15 protein-coding genes and 2 tRNA genes are annotated in these 17,147 nt (G+C 53.5%); 10 read left to right on the top strand and 7 right to left on the bottom strand.

The window, feature by feature from the left end; genetic code table 11:
• Nucleotides 1–71 precede the first annotated feature (71 nt).
• The 7 genes from FFA38_RS03650 to menC all read left to right on the top strand — a co-directional run bounded on the left by FFA38_RS03650 (nt 72) and on the right by menC (nt 6,303).
• Nucleotides 72–1,577, top strand: a complete 1,506-nt coding sequence (locus tag FFA38_RS03650; protein WP_336470563.1) for a glycosyltransferase — start codon at nt 72–74, stop codon at nt 1,575–1,577.
• A 14-nt stretch (nt 1,578–1,591) separates the two neighbouring features.
• Nucleotides 1,592–1,668, top strand: a tRNA-Ile gene (locus tag FFA38_RS03645).
• Nucleotides 1,669–1,749: 81 nt separating this feature from the next.
• Nucleotides 1,750–2,652 (top strand): amino acid ABC transporter permease, encoded by a 903-nt coding sequence (locus tag FFA38_RS03640; protein WP_138275444.1) that lies wholly within the window; start codon nt 1,750–1,752, stop codon nt 2,650–2,652.
• Nucleotides 2,649–3,416: an amino acid ABC transporter ATP-binding protein gene (locus FFA38_RS03635; RefSeq protein ID WP_281492793.1), complete on the top strand. Its 768-nt coding sequence runs from the start codon at nt 2,649–2,651 to the stop codon at nt 3,414–3,416. Before FFA38_RS03640 ends, FFA38_RS03635 begins: the two co-directional genes overlap by 4 nt.
• 101 nt (nt 3,417–3,517) lie before the next feature.
• Nucleotides 3,518–4,405, top strand: a complete 888-nt coding sequence (locus FFA38_RS03630; RefSeq protein WP_138315560.1) for an ABC transporter substrate-binding protein — start codon at nt 3,518–3,520, stop codon at nt 4,403–4,405.
• 68 nt (nt 4,406–4,473) lie between these two features.
• A complete protein-coding gene (locus FFA38_RS03625) occupies nt 4,474–5,181 on the top strand; it encodes a GNAT family N-acetyltransferase (RefSeq protein ID WP_138315559.1) in 708 nt (235 codons plus the stop codon).
• 12 nt (nt 5,182–5,193) lie between these two features.
• On the top strand, nt 5,194–6,303 hold the full coding sequence (gene menC / locus FFA38_RS03620) for an o-succinylbenzoate synthase (protein WP_138315558.1): 1,110 nt from the start codon (nt 5,194–5,196) through the stop codon (nt 6,301–6,303).
• On the opposite strand, the gene FFA38_RS03615 is transcribed toward menC, so the two are convergent.
• From FFA38_RS03615 to aceE, 7 genes are read right to left on the bottom strand one after another with little or no spacing between them, the layout of a single operon-like run.
• Nucleotides 6,300–6,899, bottom strand: coding sequence for a thymidine kinase (locus FFA38_RS03615; protein WP_138315557.1), 600 nt, complete (start codon nt 6,897–6,899; stop codon nt 6,300–6,302). The two genes, menC and FFA38_RS03615, sit on opposite strands and share 4 nt — an antisense overlap.
• Complete coding sequence (gene fabF / locus FFA38_RS03610; RefSeq protein WP_138275439.1) at nt 6,896–8,134, bottom strand: beta-ketoacyl-ACP synthase II; 1,239 nt, start codon at nt 8,132–8,134, stop codon at nt 6,896–6,898. The genes FFA38_RS03615 and fabF overlap by 4 nt, the downstream gene beginning before the upstream one ends.
• Before the next feature lie 20 nt (nt 8,135–8,154).
• Nucleotides 8,155–8,400, bottom strand: a complete 246-nt coding sequence (locus tag FFA38_RS03605; protein ID WP_138275438.1) for an acyl carrier protein — start codon at nt 8,398–8,400, stop codon at nt 8,155–8,157.
• A 37-nt stretch (nt 8,401–8,437) separates the two neighbouring features.
• The gene (locus FFA38_RS03600; protein WP_138315556.1) at nt 8,438–9,442 is read right to left on the bottom strand and encodes a beta-ketoacyl-ACP synthase III; all 1,005 of its coding nucleotides are present in this window, start codon (nt 9,440–9,442) and stop codon (nt 8,438–8,440) included.
• A gap of 46 nt (nt 9,443–9,488) precedes the next feature.
• The gene (locus FFA38_RS03595) at nt 9,489–10,415 is read right to left on the bottom strand and encodes an ACP S-malonyltransferase (protein WP_138315555.1); all 927 of its coding nucleotides are present in this window, start codon (nt 10,413–10,415) and stop codon (nt 9,489–9,491) included.
• Between the two features lie 6 nt (nt 10,416–10,421).
• Nucleotides 10,422–11,615 carry a PucR family transcriptional regulator gene (locus FFA38_RS03590; RefSeq protein ID WP_138315554.1) on the bottom strand — a complete coding sequence of 398 codons (1,194 nt, stop codon included), beginning with the start codon at nt 11,613–11,615 and terminating at the stop codon, nt 10,422–10,424.
• Complete coding sequence (aceE, locus tag FFA38_RS03585) at nt 11,578–14,304, bottom strand: pyruvate dehydrogenase (acetyl-transferring), homodimeric type (RefSeq protein WP_138315553.1); 2,727 nt, start codon at nt 14,302–14,304, stop codon at nt 11,578–11,580. Before aceE ends, FFA38_RS03590 begins: the two co-directional genes overlap by 38 nt.
• Nucleotides 14,305–14,452: 148 nt before the next feature.
• Between aceE and FFA38_RS03580 the strand changes: the two genes are divergently transcribed.
• From FFA38_RS03580 to FFA38_RS03570, 3 genes are all read left to right on the top strand, one after another.
• Nucleotides 14,453–14,911, top strand: coding sequence for a peroxiredoxin (locus FFA38_RS03580; RefSeq protein ID WP_138275433.1), 459 nt, complete (start codon nt 14,453–14,455; stop codon nt 14,909–14,911).
• 68 nt (nt 14,912–14,979) lie between these two features.
• Nucleotides 14,980–15,052: transfer RNA gene (locus tag FFA38_RS03575), tRNA-Val, on the top strand.
• A gap of 80 nt (nt 15,053–15,132) precedes the next feature.
• Nucleotides 15,133–17,145 carry a purine-cytosine permease family protein gene (locus FFA38_RS03570; protein ID WP_138315552.1) on the top strand — a complete coding sequence of 671 codons (2,013 nt, stop codon included), beginning with the start codon at nt 15,133–15,135 and terminating at the stop codon, nt 17,143–17,145.
• Nucleotides 17,146–17,147 lie beyond the last annotated feature (2 nt).

Below are 17,147 nucleotides of genomic sequence, written 5' to 3'. Positions count from 1 at the left end.
GACACTCCTTCAAGTAAAATTTCAATGCGGGTTAGTCCCGCAACATCGTCTTCTTAGCAGAGGTTATAACTTTGGCAGTAGCCCCCGGTGCTCCTAGTTTCAAAAAACTCACCATCGTCATTGGTTGTGACACATTTCCGCCCGACATCAACGGCGCAGCGCGATTCGCCGAGCGTCTAGCCGGCGGACTTGCACGTCACGGGCACGATGTTCACATCATCGCCTCTGCATATAACGAACAGCACGGGACTTTCATCGAGCAGCATGACGGCGCCAAGATGACCGTTCACCGCATCAAGAGCTACCGAATTCCTCAGCACAAAACCCTTAGATATGTTTGGCCGTATTCACTAAAGGCCAAGACTGACAAGATTCTGCGCGAGGTAAAGCCTGACGCTGTTCACATTCAGTCGCACCTGATCATGGGTAGATACCTGGTCAAGAGCGCCAAAGAGCAGGGCATTCGACTTCTAGCGACAAACCACATCATGCCCGAGAACCTAATTAAGTACTCGGTAATCGTGCCAAAGTTCCTTGAAAAGACCGTTATGAAAATGGCCTGGGCTGATGCCGGGCGCGTTTTGTCTCAGGTTGACGCAATTACTACACCAACGCGCAGAGCAGCTCAGCTTCTAGAGGCTGCCGCCGGGGTCGACGGTGTGTTGGCGATTAGCTGTGGAATCGATGCTTCAAAGTTTGCTAACACCTCACCGACTTCAAACGCAGAGCCGAGAATCTTGTTCCTGGGCCGCTTGGATTACGAGAAGCACATCCACAACCTGCTTAAGGCCGTGGCCATGCTGCCAAAATCGCTCAACACACAGGTGGAGATTGTTGGTGACGGCGGCGAGCGTAAGTATCTGGAAAACTTGGCGCTAGAGCTAGGCATCGCGAAGAACGTGCATTTCTTGGGGCACATCAGCGAGCAGGAATTGCCGAAGGCGTACGAACGGGCGACTTTGTTCGCAATGCCCTCCATAGCCGAGCTTCAGAGCATTGCAACGATGGAGGCGATGGCCTCGGGTCGACCGGTCGTTGCTGCAGACGCCATGGCCCTGCCGCACTTGGTGCACGATGGGGACAACGGCTACCTCTTCCAGCCTGACGACGTCGTAGAATTTAGCGACAAGCTGAAGCGGATTCTCACCGCAGATCAGGCCGAGCTCGATCGTCTGTCTGAAAACTCACTTCACCTAATTCAGGCCCACGACATAGAGCGCACCCTGACTATTTTTGAGGGGCTTTATCGCGGTGATAATGACACCGATAAGACCTCTGATGACAACAGCGATGACTACACCCGCCCAATCGGTATTTTGCCGGAATCTCTGCATGATCGGGTTGAGGCACTTCGCGAGCGAGCACGAGCCTTGCGTGAGGCAACGCACGACCTAAGGGATAAGGCCGAAGATGTAGCCGAAGAGGTTATCGACAAGCTTGAGGACATCCGTGACGAAGTTATCGAAAAAGCCCACGAGGTAAACGAGCGGGTCAAGAAAACAGCAAAGAAAACCGCCAACAAGGCAAAAGAGGCCGTGAAGGATGCGGCTGAACGCTTAAGAAACGAAGATAATTAGATACTCAAGACCAGGGGGAGTTAGCTCAGCCGGTTAGAGCAGCGGACTCATAATCCGTCGGTCACGGGTTCAAGTCCCGTACTCCCTACCAGTAGTCCGTTTATCGCAGTTAGTTCTCTGCGATAAAGGCATAAGATTTGACGAGAATAATTTTTCAGCCGAAGGTGGTTAGATGTCTCCAAAGGACAAGGCACTAAGCGACGACATCGTTGCGGTGCCGCTTCGTCATCCTTGGCGTTGGGTGTCAGCAGTTATTCTTGTTGCCCTAATTGGTAGTTTCGTTTACTCGCTCTGGGCCTCGCCAAACATCAACCACGACATCATTGACAAGTACATTTTCAATGAGAAGGTAATGGCAGCTGCCCTGCTTACCGTTGTGCTTACGGTAATTTCGATGTTTATCGGAACCATCCTGGCCGTAATCTTTGCCGTGATGCGACTTTCTCCAAACCCTGTCTTGCGCGCGGTGGCTACCGGATATGTCGGTTTCTTCCGAGGAACCCCGTTGCTCTTGCAGGTAGTTTTCTGGGGTTACCTGGGCATCATCTACCCGAACATTGAAATCGGAATCCCGTTTACCGACATCATTTGGTTCTCTGAAAAGACCAGCTTGGTGTTCACCGCACTAATCGCCGGCATCATTGCACTGTCACTAAATGAGGGTGCCTACGCAGCTGAAATCGTGCGAGCAGGAATCCTCTCGGTTGATGCTGGGCAGACTGAGGCAGCAAAGTCCCTTGGTATGAGTTCTGGGTACACCCTGCGCCGAATTGTTTTACCTCAGGCCATGCGCGTGATCATTCCGCCGATGGGCAATGAGTTTATTTCGATGCTCAAGAACACCTCGTTGCTCCAGGTAGTCGCAGTTATGGAGCTCTACGCTCGTACCTCGCAGATCTCGTCACAGAACCTTGCTCAGGTGGAGCTATTGGTAGTTGCCGGATTCTGGTACTTGGTAATGACTACCGTCCTTTCAATTCCTCAGAATTACCTCGAGAAGAAGTACGGTCGCGGTTTTAGTGTTGCCGATCAAAAATCGCGCTGGATGCGTATTGGCATGAAGGGAAACGTATGAGCAAGCCGCTGATGGTAGACGCTCGCGCGATTCGCAAGAGTTTCGGTGCCAACGAGGTCCTCAAAGGAATCACACTACAAGTGGAGCAGGGGCAGGTTCTGTGCCTGCTTGGCCCTTCGGGTTCCGGTAAGTCAACGTTTCTGCGCTGCATCAACCACCTAGAAACCATCAACGGTGGTCGCCTCTATGTAGACGGCGAGCTTATGGGTTTCAAGGAGAAGTCAGACGCTATCTATGAGATGAAGCCAACCGCGATCGCCAAGCAGCGTGCCGAAATCGGTATGGTTTTTCAGCGTTTCAACTTGTTCCCGCACCTAACCGCTCTCGAGAACATCATTGAAGCGCCGGTTGGCGTAAAGGGCGTACCAAAGGCTGAGGCAATCGCTAAAGCTCGAGAACTTCTCGATTCTGTCGGCTTGGCAGATAAAGCGGATAGCTACCCATCTCAGTTGTCAGGTGGTCAGCAGCAGCGTGTTGCTATTGCCCGCGCTTTGGCGATGGAGCCAAAACTGATGCTTTTCGACGAGCCAACCTCGGCACTTGACCCAGAGCTAGTCGGCGATGTTTTGGATGTAATGCGCAAGCTTGCTAAGAGCGGCATGACCATGATTGTCGTGACACACGAAATGGGTTTTGCACGTGAGGTCGCCGACACCGTGGTGTTCATGGATGGCGGAGTGGTCGTTGAGTCTGGCAGTCCGACCGAGGTTATCGAGAATCCACAGAACCCGAGGACAAAAGCTTTCCTGAGCTCAGTGCTTTAGTCATTTCGTTCTTGTAAACATTGCGCCAAACCCGAATAATTTTCGCGAGCCTCAATTAGGCTCTAAAAGTACACCCCACAAACCCCTTAAGAGGAGAACACGTGTCTGTTTCAAAGATTGCGGGATTTGCAGCTCTTGCGACCGCTAGCCTTTTTGTTCTAACCGGTTGTGCCGCACCTGCAGCAACCAACACCGATGAGCTTGTGCCGACTGACCCAGCCGCGGCAGCGCTATTGCCTGAAGAGTACAAGGATGGCATCTCAGTAGCCAGCGACATTCCTTATGCTCCAATGGAGCTTTTTGACGAGAACGACAACCCAACCGGTTTCGACTACGACCTTTCAGTTGAGATTGGCAAGAAACTTGGCGTTGTTCTTAGCTTCAATGACCAGGACTGGGATGGAATCATTCCTTCACTTCAGTCAGGTACCCACGACATCATCATGTCGGGTATGAACGACACCCTAGAGCGTCAGGAAGTCCTTGACTTCGTTGACTACTTCTCAGCTGGTTTTGCAGTGGTAGTTGCTGAAGGCAACCCAGAGGGTATCAACAGCTTTGCAGACCTTTGTGGCAAGGTAGTTGCAATTCAGACTGCAACCGCACAGATCGACCTAATCAACGCGGTAAACCCAAGCTGTGACACCCCGATTGAGGTTCTTGAGTTCCCAACCGATGGCGATGCTCAGAACGCAATCCGTGCTGGCAAGGCTGTTGCTGGTGTTAACGACGGTCAGGTTGCTGCCTACACCGTTCAGACTGCAGGCGAGGGCGCTTACTTTGACCTAGTTGCACCTACCGACGCGCCTGAGGGCTACACCTCGGCTCTCACAGGTATCGGTGTTCTAAAGGCCAACACAGGCCTGACCGCTGCTATCCAGGCCGCTGTTCAGTCACTCATCGATGACGGCACTTACGCTGAGCTTTTGGCTAAGTGGAACTTGTCACCGTTCGGTGTTACTGAGGCGACCATCAACGGCACCAAGTAATCTCAAAACTAAAGCGGGGGCATGCTTAGGCGTGCTCCCGCTTTACTTTTATCTGGAAGAATTGAATCATGAACAACGTTGTGCTGCGTGAGGTGTCCTCTGCTGAGGACGCAATCAAGGTGGCCGAGTTTTTTAGAACCGTTTGGCAGGACGGCGACGACGTCGCACCTTTTGATTTGATTCTGGCTGCCGTACACGTGGGCGCTTACTGCGTAATTGCCGAAGTCGATGGCCATGCAGTTGGTGCGTCGTTTGGTATCAGGGGCAGCTTCAATTCTGAAAATATTCTGCACTCTCATGTAACCGCTGCTACGGTTTCGGGGGTTGGCTTTCAGATCAAGCAGCACCAAATGGAATGGGCCACAGAGAATTCCATTGATGCAATCACCTGGACCTTCGACCCGCTGGTTCGCCGGAACTGCTACTTCAACTTTGTGAAGCTTGGCGCTATCGCTATTGAATACCTTCCGAATTTCTATGGATCTATGACCGACTCGATCAACCTAGGCGACGTTTCGGATCGCCTATTTGCCTATTGGTCAGTCAAAACCAAAAGCACCGAGAGTTCGTTGGCAAGCCTACGAAACGCAGGACCAGGAGAAGTAGTGGTAGAGATACCCGAAGACATTGAAACAATGCGCTCATTAGATCTTGAATCGGCGCTGAAAGTGCGCATGCTGGTGCGCGATCAACTGCTGGACTTGATGAACACCGGATGGCAGGTTACAGCCATGACTCCAGACCGAACCTCGCTGATTTTGAGCAAAACCGAATAGAAACAGGAAACAATGAAACTCGAAGCCGTAGAGCTAATTCGTCTAAATGTCCCATTGAAGTCGGCGTTCCGAACCTCATTTAGTTCGGTAAACACCCACGAGGTGGTTTGGGCGCACGCTATCACCGATTCTGGTGAGGGCTGGGCCGAGTGTGGCGCTAATGACCGCCCTGACTACTCGAGCGAGTACCACACCGGCGCTATGGCGGTTTTGAAGCAGTTTATGCTTCCAGACCTGTTTGCGCTGGGAAACGACCTCACCGCCGAATCTGTGGCGCCAACTCTTGAGTGGATCAAGGGCCACCGCATGGCCAAGGCTGCTATTGAAACAGCACTTCTAGACGCACAGCTGCGAGCAGCTAATACTTCGTTTGCCACCTACCTAGGCGCCACCAAAACTAAGGTTCCAGCCGGTGTATCGGTTGGCATCATGGACTCACTGCCTGAGCTTATGGAATACGTTGAGCGTTACCTGAATGAGGGTTATGTTCGAATCAAGCTGAAGATTGAGCCGGGTTGGGACTACGAGCCAGTGAAATTGGTTCGCGAGACTTACGGTGACGATCTTTTGCTTCAAGTTGATGCCAACACGGCATACACGCGCAATGACTTTGATTTGCTGAAGCGTCTGGACGAGTTCAACTTGCTGCTGATTGAGCAGCCAATCAATGAAGAGGACATGCTGGGCCATGCCAAGCTGGCCGACTATATCGAAACCCCAGTGTGTCTTGATGAGACGATAATCTCGGCAGACATCGCCCGCGATGCTATTGAACTCGGGGCAGCCGAGATCATCAACATCAAGCCATCTCGTGTCGGTGGTTACCTAGAATCCAAGAAGATTCATGATGTTTCTGTGGCCAACAACATCCCAGTTTGGTGTGGCGGCATGCTTGAGACCGGAATTGGTCGAGCAGCAAACTTGGCGCTTGCAGCCATGCCAGGCTTTACTCTGCCGGGTGACACCTCGGCATCGTCACGGTACTTCGAGGTCGACACCACCACACCGTTTGTATTGGTTGACGGCCACATCGATGTCCCTACAGGACCTGGAATCGGCGTTGACCCGATTGCGGAGATTGTTGACCGCTATGCCGTCTCTCGCGAGTGGATTAAGGCTTAGTTAGAGGATTTCTCACTGAAGTAGCAGGTTGGGCACAGTGATTCGTAGGTCACGTGCACGCCGTCAATGGCAACCTGTTCACCATCAAAGATAAATTTACCGTCCAGCTTGCGGGCGTTGAACATGGCCTTGCGACCACACCGGCAAATTGTCTTCAGTTCTTCCAATGAGTGTGCAATTTCCAGCAACCTTAGTGACCCTGGAAAGCCATGCGTCAGAAAGTCGGTGCGGATGCCGTAGGCCAAGACTGGAACCGAATCTAAAACAGCAATCTCGAGCGCCTGATCAACCTGCTGAGCTGTCAGAAATTGCGCCTCGTCAATCAGTAGGCAGGCTATTTCTTTGCCGGTCTTCGCACTGAACTGTTCAACCCTCGCTGAAAACTCTTCTCTCAGGTTAAGTTCAGGGGTAATCAGAAAGTCAACCTCGCGGTCAACGCCGAGTCGGCTGGTAATTGCCCGCTCGCCCTTGATATCAATCGCTGGTTTGGCCAAAAGAACGTGCTGGTCACGCTCTTCATAATTGTGTGCTGCCTGAAGCAGAGCGGTGCTCTTGCCACTGTTCATTGCTCCGTGGCGAAAGTAAAGCTTGCTCATTCGTAGCTGCGGAAAACAATTACCGCGTTGTGACCACCAAAACCAAATGAGTTGCTCATAGCCAGGATTGGTCCGGCTGGTAGCTCACGAGGAGAGGTAACCACATCAAGTGGAATCTCTGGATCCTGGTTCTCAAGGTTGATTGTTGGGGGAGCGGTCCGCTCGTGAAGAGCCAGTACGGTGAAGATAGCCTCGATTGCCCCGGCTCCACCTAGTAGATGGCCAGTCGAAGACTTGGTGGCCGAGATAGCTACCGAATCAAGGTGGTCACCAAAAACTCGACGAAGAGCGGTGTATTCGGCGATGTCGCCGACTGGTGTGCTGGTTGCGTGCGCATTGATGTGGATTACGTCAGTTAGCTCTGCCTCAGCCTGCTTTAGTGCAGCCAAGACTGCGCGCGCAGCACCGCTACCTTCTGGGTCTGGAGCAGTGATGTGGTAGGCATCAGAGGTTACAGCGCCACCAACTACCTCGGCGTAAATCTTTGCTCCACGGGCCTTGGCGTGCTCCTCGGTCTCAAGAACCAGCGCACCACCGCCCTCGCCCATTACAAAACCATCGCGGGCTACGTCGTACGGACGCGACGCGCGAGTTGGCTCTTCGTTTCGGCGAGATAGAGCGTGCATCGAAGCAAACGCTGCGATCGGCATTGGGTGAATTGCAGCTTCGGAACCACCGGCAACGATTACGTCAACCTCGCCCGAACGTAGGCGGTTTAGTGCATTTGCAATTGCTTCGGTACTTGATGCACAAGCCGACACAGAGGTGCGTACACCACCACGGGCTGAAATTTCCATACCGATGGCGGCAGCAGGGCCGTTAGGCATAAGCATCGGCACGGTCATCGGCATAACGCGACGTGGGCCCTTCTCCTTGAGCGTGTCGTACGCGTCAAGTAGAGTCCACACTCCACCGATTCCGGTGGCAAATTCAACCGCGAGACGCTCAGGCTCGACGTCTGGCGAACCAGCGTCAGCCCAAGCCTCGCGTGCTGCGATCAACGCAAACTGGCTTGATGGGTCGAGGCGCTTGGCCTCCTGCGGGGTTAGAACCTCAGCTGCTGGAACCTTAGCCTGTCCGGCGAAAGTTACAGGGATCTCATACCGCGCAATCCATTCCTGTTCGAGAGTCGAAATGCCAGACTCTCCGGCAAGCAATGCCTGCCAGGTTGAACGCGCGTCACCACCGAGAGGCGTAGTAGCGCCGATTCCGGTGACAACGATTTTTTTAGACAATGTTTTTAGCCTTCGCCTAATTACTGAGCTGAAACGATGAAGTTAACTGCGTCGCCAACGGTGATTAGGTTCTTAACCTCTTCGTCAGGGATCTTTACGCCGAACTTGTCTTCAGCGTTAACAACGATGGTCATCATTGAGATTGAGTCGATGTCTAGGTCGTCGGTGAATGACTTCTCTAGCTGAACAGCCTCGGTAGCAATACCGGTCTCTTCGTTAACGATCTCTGCAAGACCGGCAAGTACTTCGCTCTGTGAAAGTGCCATTGATTTCTCCTTATTGGTTATTTGACCGTGGTTAAGTTTACGGGAGTACTACTACTTGAGCGCCGAAGGCAAGGCCCGCGCCGAATCCAATTTCCAGTGCCAAACCACCGGACTTGACCTCGCCCGACTCAAGTAGTGCGTGCATTGCCAGTGGAATAGATGCGGCCGAAGTATTGCCGGTGTAGACGATGTCCCTGGCAACAACTACGTGCTCTGGAACAGCTAGCTGCTTGGCTAGTTCGTCAATGATTCGGATGTTGGCCTGGTGGGTGACAATCGCGGTAAGGTCATCGGCCGTGATGCCGGCAACTTCGAGAGCCTGACGAGCAACCTTAACCATCTCCCAGACGGCCCACTTAAACACGGTGAGGCCCTCTTGACGCAAGGTCGGCCATGATGCAGTACCGTCGCGCAGCTCTAGTAGCGATGCACTCATGCCAACTGCATCCCAGTGTGAGCCATCAGAGCCCCAAACTGTTGGGCTAATTCCTGGTTTGTCTGAAGGGCCCACGATGGCAGCACCTGCACCGTCGCCGAGCAGGAACGAAATTGTGCGGTCGGTTGGATCGATGAAATCTGAAAGCTTCTCGCCACCCACAACTAGTACGTATTTGGCAACACCAGATCGGACCAGAGCGTCTGCCTGGGCGATTCCATAGCAGTAGCCGGCGCAAGCAGCCGAAATGTCAAAAGCGGGTGCCGGGTTTGCGCCAATTTTGTCGGCTAGTAGCGCTGCCGCAGACGGTGTCTGGTGCGGGTGAGTGATCGTGCTGAAAATAACCGCACCGATTTCACTTGGATCGATGCCTGCCTTCGCAATGGCTTCGTTAGAGGCCGATACGGCCATGTCCATTAGGCTCAAATCAGTGCTGGCGCGCTTGCGGGTAATGATGCCGGTGCGCTGACGAATCCACTCATCACTTGAGTCAATCGGGCCCGCGATGTCATCGTTGGTGACAGTCAGGTCACCACGTGCGGCGCCGAGTGAGTAAATTTTCGAGAATTTTACGGTCTCGTACTGCTTGAGAGTTGGCTGCGACATTTATCCTCGGTTTTCTAAAGATTATTCAAATTTACTGTTTAAAAAATCAACGGTGGTTGTTGATTAGCGACAAAGCTGCGTCGAGATTATCGGGGGTCTTTACAGCGAGAGTTTCGATTCCCGGCATTGAGCGCTTTGCCAGACCGGTCAGGGTTCCAGCCGGTGCCAGCTCGATAAGCGCTGTGACTCCAGCTTCAACCATGGCTGCCATGCAAAGATCCCAACGCACAGGACTAGAAACCTGGTTAACCATCAGTTGAACAAATTCAGAACCGGAGGCAATCTTTCGTCCGCCGTTGTTGCTCCAAAGTGAGACCAAAGGGTCGCTGACTTCAAGATTTGCCGAGTAATCGGCAAGCACCTGAACTGCTGGAGCCATAAATCGGGTGTGGAATGCACCGGCCACCTGTAGGGGGATTACTCTGGTGCCAGCGGCTGGCTCAGCCTGAAGTGCAGCAATAGCCTCAGCTGCTCCTGCAGCTACGATTTGGCCGCCACCGTTGTAGTTTGCTGGTTCCAAGCCAAGTTCAAGCAGTCGAGCCTCTACCTCGGTTTGGTCGCCTCCAAGCACTGCCGCCATGCTGGTCTGCTCCATCGCGGCTGCGGTAGCCATTGCGTCACCGCGGATTTTAACAAATTTGATGCCTTGTTCAGGTGTAAAAACTCCTGAGGTAACTGCGGCGGTTACTTCGCCAACTGAGTGACCGGCAATGCCTGAAATTCCTAACTCGATGGCGGTTTTGCCGCCGCTCAGGGCAGCAAAGGCTGCAACACCCGCGGCAACAATCAAGGGTTGAGCCACTGCGGTGTCACGAATAGTGTCGGCATCGGCAGTAGTGCCGAATTCTGAAATCGAAATCCCTGAGCTCTTCTCCATTAGCTGGATTGAATCACTGAAGGCTGGTAGTTCTAGCCAAGGTGATAGAAAACCTGGGGTTTGAGAGCCCTGCCCAGGGCATACGACAACGATCATTTTTGCCTATCTGCGCTTGCGCGCTTCGATTTCACTCATTGAGCCTAAAACCATAGCCACCTGAAGAACGAATGCCTCGCGGGGGCCAGTGGCATCCCAGCCGATAACCTCTGAAATTCGCTTTAGGCGGTATCGGACGGTGTTGGGGTGAACAAACAATTCCCGCGCGGTGGATTCGAGGGACCTTCCGGTTTCAAGGTAGTGGGCCAAGGTTTCGAGAAGTTCGGGGGAGTTGCTGGCTAAAGGTCGGTAAATAATGTCCAGCAGCGTTGATTTGGCAAGCATGTCGCCGCCGAGTGCCCGCTCAGCAAGTAGGTCATCAGCTGCGATGTGCCGAGGTGGCTTGGGCCATGACTTTATTGCAGCGAAACCGGCTAGTGCCGCTTTCGCTGAGCGATGAGCCTGGGCAACGGAGCCAACTTCTGGCCCGATAACAACGCCACCGGCGCCGAAGAAGGGATCGAGCTCTGTTGCGATCTTCTGAAATGATGGCTGGCTCTCAGTTTTGGACTCATCGATGCGACCCAAAACCACGATGAGGCGATTTCCATGTACCCCGATAAGTGCATCAACGCTGTGTTTTCTGGCTACTCTGCGGAGTCCATCTTGATCGATTGGCTCTGCTGCGGTGCCGATTACAGCGGCCACAGCTCCTCGGGCGCGCCAGCCAAGGGCTGCAATTCTCGAGGGAAGTTCCTCTTCATGCTCGCCGCTCAAGATTGAATCAACTACCAGGGCCTCCAGCCTTGCGTCCCACAAGCCTCTTGCCTCAGCTGCCCGAGCGTAAACATCGGCGGCTGAGAATGCGATTTCACGCGAGTAGAGCAGAACCGCCTCACGGAGCGACTCATCCTCTTGAACGACGCGGTCTTCAACCACCTGTACAACTACTCGAATCAATTGCAAGGTTTCCTGCAGCGAGATTGACCTGAGCAGTTCTCTTGGCGCGGTGCCAAAGACGTCGGCAGCAACCCAAGGTTGCGACTTTGGGTCCTTATACCAAGCAACGAACGAGGTAATGCCGGCTTGAGCCACCAAACCAATGGTCGATCGCCGGGCTGCCGGCATTGTTCGATACCAAGGCAAAAGTTCGTCGAGTTGCTGCAGAGTTATCGTGGCAAGGTCGCCAGATATCGACTGCAGCCAGTCGAGGGTCTCTTGCTTAGTTTTCGCCACCGGTTGACCCTGAGGTACCGGCATTCACGTCGTGAAGGCGGTATCGGTCGATTGCCATCTGTGGAACACTTGGGTCCATCTCGCCGCGCTCAACGAGCTGCTCAAGAACGCGCACCACAATTGACGGTCCGTCAATCTTGAAGAATCGGCGAGCGGCTGCGCGTGTGTCAGAGAAGCCGAAGCCCTCGGCACCAAGCGTTGCGTAGTCGCCCGGTACCCATGGTCGAATCTGATCCTGCACCGCGTGCATGAAGTCGCTCACACCAAGGAATGGACCCTCAGATCCCTCGAGCTGTGAAGTCACGAATGCCTTTGGAGCTGGAAGGCTAGGGTTCAAGAACTTGGCTTCGTCGCAGACTAGACCATCGCGGCGAAGCTCAGTCCATGAGGTAACTGACCAAATGTCGGCTGATACACCCCAGTCGTTCTGTAGTAGCTGCTGCGCCTCGTAAGCCCAAGGAACCGCAACGCCAGAAGCGAGAATTTGGGCCTTTCGACCTGCGCGCTCGTTAGTGCTGATCTTGTGGATTCCTCGAACGATGCCGTTGACGTCAACGTTCTCTGGCTCGGCAGGCTGGACGTATGGTTCGTTGTAAACGGTTAGGTAATACATCACGTTCGGGTCCGGGTGCTGGCCTCCGTACATGCGCTCAATACCAGAGCGGACAATGTGCCCAATTTCGTAGCCGTAGGCTGCGTCGTAGGTGATCACCGCGGTGTTTGTGGCAGCAATGAGCGGTGAGTGGCCATCGGCGTGCTGAAGACCTTCACCGGTCAAAGTTGTGCGTCCAGCGGTGGCACCGATGATGAATCCACGCGACATCTGGTCGGCCGCAGCCCAGAACGCATCTGCGGTGCGCTGGAAGCCGAACATCGAGTAGAAGACGTAGAACGGGATCATCGGCTGACCCTGAGTTGCATAGCTGGTGGCAGCAGCGGTAAAGCCCGCTACTGATCCGGCTTCGTTGATACCGGTGTGAAGAATCTGCCCAGCGGAGCTTTCCTTATAGGCCAAAAGCAATTCACGGTCCACCGAGATGTAGTGCTGACCATTCGGGTTGTAAATTTTGGCACTTGGGAAGAAAGCATCCATACCGAAGGTGCGGGCCTCATCCGGGATGATCGGCACGATTCGCTCACCGAACTCTGGCGAGCGCAGGAGATCCTTGAAAAGACGGACGAATGCCATTGTGGTTGCAACTTCCTGAGTGCCGGAGCCCTTCTTAGAAACCGCATAGGCAGAGTCTTCAGGAAGCTTGAAGTCAACGTACTTACTTCTTCGCTCTGGAAGGTAACCGCCCAATTCGCGACGACGCTCGTGCATGTACTGGATCTCAGGCGCGTCCTGTCCAGGGTGGAAGTACGGCGGCTGGTACGGGTTCTCTTCAAGCTGAGAGTCAGAGATTGGAATGTGCAATTCATCGCGGAAGCTCTTCAGGTTGTCCAGCGTCAGCTTCTTCATCTGGTGGGTCGCATTGCGCCCCTCAAATGACTTTCCGAGGGTAAAGCCCTTGATTGTCTTGGCGATGATTACGGTTGGCTGACCCTTGTGCTCGAGGGCGGACTTATAGGCAGCGTAGACCTTGCGGTAGTCGTGTCCGCCGCGCTTGAGGCCCCAAATTTCGTCATCTGAGAGGTGCTCAACCAACTTAAGAGTTCGTGGGTCGCGGCCAAAGAAGTTCTCGCGCACGAAGGCGCCATCTTCGGTCTTGTAGGTCTGGTAGTCGCCGTCTGGGGTCTTGTTCATCAGGTCAACTAGGGCGCCCTCGTGGTCATTCGCTAGCAGGCTGTCCCACTCACGGCCCCAAACGACCTTGATGACATTCCATCCAGCACCTCGGAAGAAGCTTTCAAGTTCCTGAATAATTTTGCCGTTACCTCGAACAGGACCATCAAGGCGCTGGAGGTTTGCGTTCACCACGAAAGTCAGGTTGTCAAGGTTGTCGTTTGCCGCAAGTTGAAGAGCGCCACGTGACTCAACTTCGTCGAGTTCACCATCACCGAGGAACGCCCATACGTGCTGTTCCGAGGTGTCCTTGAAGCCACGTCCAGCCAAGTAACGGTTGAACTGCGCCTGATAGATTGCGTTGATCGGACCGAGTCCCATTGAAACGGTCGGGAATTGCCAGAAGTCCGGCATAAGTCTTGGGTGTGGGTATGAAGAAAGGCTTCCACCCGCGTGAGACTTTTCCTGACGGAATCCGTCTAGCTGGCCGGCACTTAGGCGACCTTCGAGGAACGCGCGGGCATACGGGCCAGGTGATGCGTGGCCTTGGATAAATATCTGGTCTCCGCCGGATGGGTGGTCTTGGCCCTTGAAGAAGTGGTTGAAACCGACCTCGTACAGCGAAGCTGAAGAGGCAAAAGTTGAGATGTGGCCACCAACGCCAACGCCAGGGCGCTGAGCTCGGTGCACCAACATAGCAGCATTCCAACGCATCCAGGCACGGTAGGTGCGCTCAATTTTTTCGTCACCAGGAAATTCGGCCTCGTTCTCAGGCGCGATGGTGTTGATGTAGTCCGTGGTTGGAACAATCGGAACATTCAGCTGAAGTTCGTGTGAACGACGCAAAAGGTTCAACATGATTTCACGGGCACGGCCTCGGCCATGAACTCGTGCTACCGCGTCGAGTGACTCGAGCCACTCGCTGGTCTCTTGTGGGTCTTGGTCTGGGGTGTTGACCGCGTATGCATCGTTGTTGTTGATGGACAACTGACATCCTCTTTCGTGGGGGATGGACAAAGAATTCCGATTGGCTTTGGTAAAGCCTCTAAAAGTTTATGACGACAAAGGGAAGCAAATGTTAGTTTTGCCGGTTCTTGACCGCAGAATTAGTAAAAGACCAAAGGAGAATTTAGGAATGACACTACTTATCGGCGACAAGGCACCAGATTTTGAACTGGTTAATCAATTCGGTGCAACCGTAAAGTTGTCTGATTTTGCTGGCAAGAAACCTGTGGTCTTGGTGTTCTACCCTCTTTCATTCTCGGGTATCTGCACCGGCGAGTTGTGTGAGCTCCGAGATAACTTCGCACAGTTCCAGTCTGCTGACGTAGAGCTGCTTGCCATCTCAGTGGACTCAAAGTTTGTTCAGAAGAAGTTCGCCGAAGAAGAGAAGTACGAGTTCTCCGTTCTAGCTGATTTCTGGCCTCACGGTGCGGTTGCCAAGCAGTATGGTGTCTTCATCGAAGATGCTGGAATCGCCAATCGCGCTACGTTTGTGATCAATAAAGACGGCGATCTAGTGGCTAAGTTCGTCACCGCCCCAGGTCAGGCTAGAAGCCTTGATGAGTACAAACGAGCACTAGCTTCGCTGTAATTTGGCATTCCACCACATTTATGCGGTAGGCTCTTTCGAGTTGCAGTTCGCTGCAGCCCTCGAAAGAGGGGCCTTTAGCTCAGCTGGTAGAGCGCCACGCTTACACCGTGGATGTCATCGGTTCGATCCCGGTAGGGCCCACAAATGAAATCCCCAGACACGATGTGTCTGGGGATTTTGCTTTTGCTGTCCTGTTCAGCGCCGACACTAGAATTTCCCCTATGGACTCCAGCTCATACATCCCGCCTTCTCAGCGGTCGCTATCTGACAGTGATCTTCAAGAGGCATTAGGTCGGGTACGGTCGGACTACGAGGGCACTCTGGAGGCTATGGCCTTCTTAGAGGAACAGGCCAAACTTCGAGCAGAAGACAATGTGCAGTTCTCAACTTGGGTTGAGAAAATGCAGCAGAACGGCACGCCTCAAGCACTTTGGGCTCTAGAAAACGCCATGCGTCAGCGAAGTGGCCTTCCGCCGCTTCCGGCCCCGAATTTCAATCAAATAGAAAATGATCTTCCGGACACATCAGGCGTTCTGCTTCCATCAAGCGATCGGGAGGCCCCTCAAGTTCTGGGTTCTGCGTGGGTCGAGGTCGAGACCGAGGTCGACACTGCGCCAACGGATCTGCCTTCCATTGCCCCTCAGATTTCGCCGGAGCCTGTGTCCGCGGATTCAGTTTTGCAGTCAGTTGCTGCACCAGTTCCAAGTTCTGTTCCTGTGCCGGTTCCAGATCCGGTACCTGCTCCAAGCCTTGCGGCAGAAGTCATCACAGTCGATTCAGAACCCCGTGTAAATCGTCGAAGCCAGGCTATATCTCAGTTTTGGGCCTGGCTTGGACTGAGCGGATCAGTACTGCCTTTTGGCATGGGCGCAATTCTGGGACAGTTTGACGTGTCCTTCCTGCAAGGGGTTTTGGCTGTTGCTCTGGCCTCTTTGGCATCGGCTTCAGTGATTTCAATTGGTTCGCTGGCGGGTAAAAGAAGCGGTTTGGCAACGGTCTTTCTTTCGCGGGCAGCCTTTGGTGTGGGCGCAAACGCTGCTCCGGCAATTGTCTTAGTCTTGTCCAGGGTTTTTTGGTCCTCCGTCCTGCTGTGGTCACTTTTTGTGATGAGCGAGTCGGTTGACGCTTCTGCTTCCCAAACCATTCCATTCAATGGTGTAGCTCTAGTCGCGCCCGTTGCAGTCCTGATAATTGCCTCCGCGTTAGCTTTCTACGGCGGGAAGGTTCTGTTCAAAGCACAGCAAATTGCGGGCACTATCGGTGCGGTTGTGGGTCTGCTGTTGATTTCAGTGACAACTTCGGGCATTGCCTGGAATGACCTCTTACTCGAAAGCAATCGAAGCTGGGTTGCAACCTTTGCCAGTGCCACGCTCATATTTTCGATATTCGGATTGGCTTGGTCTGGGACCGGTGCCGATTTTGCTCGGAAACTTTCAGCAAGTCAGTTGGGGGCAAAGGTTGTCGGTCTTGCCTTCATTAGTTTGGCAATCATTCCAACCTTGTTCGGTTCATTCGGTCTTGCTCTCGCTAGAGGAATGCGCACGTTCGGGCCAGAGTTCCGTGGCGCATATGAGGCAAACTTTGTTTCGGCGCTGGCCGCCTACGGCTATCCGTGGTTGGCTGCCGTTCTCGGGGTAAGCGCGCTGGTGTCGCTTGCCGTTATTTTGGCAATGTCCCAGTACTCAACCAACCTTGGCCTACACGCTCTTGGCCTGAAGTTAAGGCCAATTGTCGCCCAACCCGCTCTGGCGATTTTGGTGGCACTAATTGCGGGGCTTGTGGTCTATTCAGTCAGTACTGATTTCGCTTGGAATCTGGTTGCGGACTATGCCGTATTTTTCGCCGTCCCGATGGCAGCGTGGTCTGGCATTTTTGCTGCAGATGTACTAATCCGGAGAATCGCGTATCACGAGATTTCTTTGAGCCGAACTTACGGCTTTTACAAAAGCGTTAACGTTTTGAATCTTGCAGGTTGGTTTGTTGCATCAGTCATCGGACTTGGTCTGGTCGATGCTTCATCGCCAGGCTTGACCTGGCTTGGCTACTTGGCGCCATCATTGACTAACCCTGATTACTGGCTGAGTACGAATTTCGGTGTCCTAGTCGCATTGGCGATTGGGGTACTAGTTCCCGTGGCCACAGGAATACCGCGGATTAAACGCCAGGAGGCCGAGGTGCTTGCAATCGAAGCTCGACGCACCGAATTGCTCGACGTTCTAGGGATTTTGGAGTAACA

This window comes from Rhodoluna limnophila (assembly GCF_005845365.1).
In the GTDB taxonomy this organism is placed as follows: Bacteria; Actinomycetota; Actinomycetes; order Actinomycetales; family Microbacteriaceae; genus Rhodoluna; species Rhodoluna limnophila.
The sequence above is the reverse complement of the archived record's forward strand: the minus strand, read 5'-3'. Positions and strand labels throughout refer to the sequence as shown.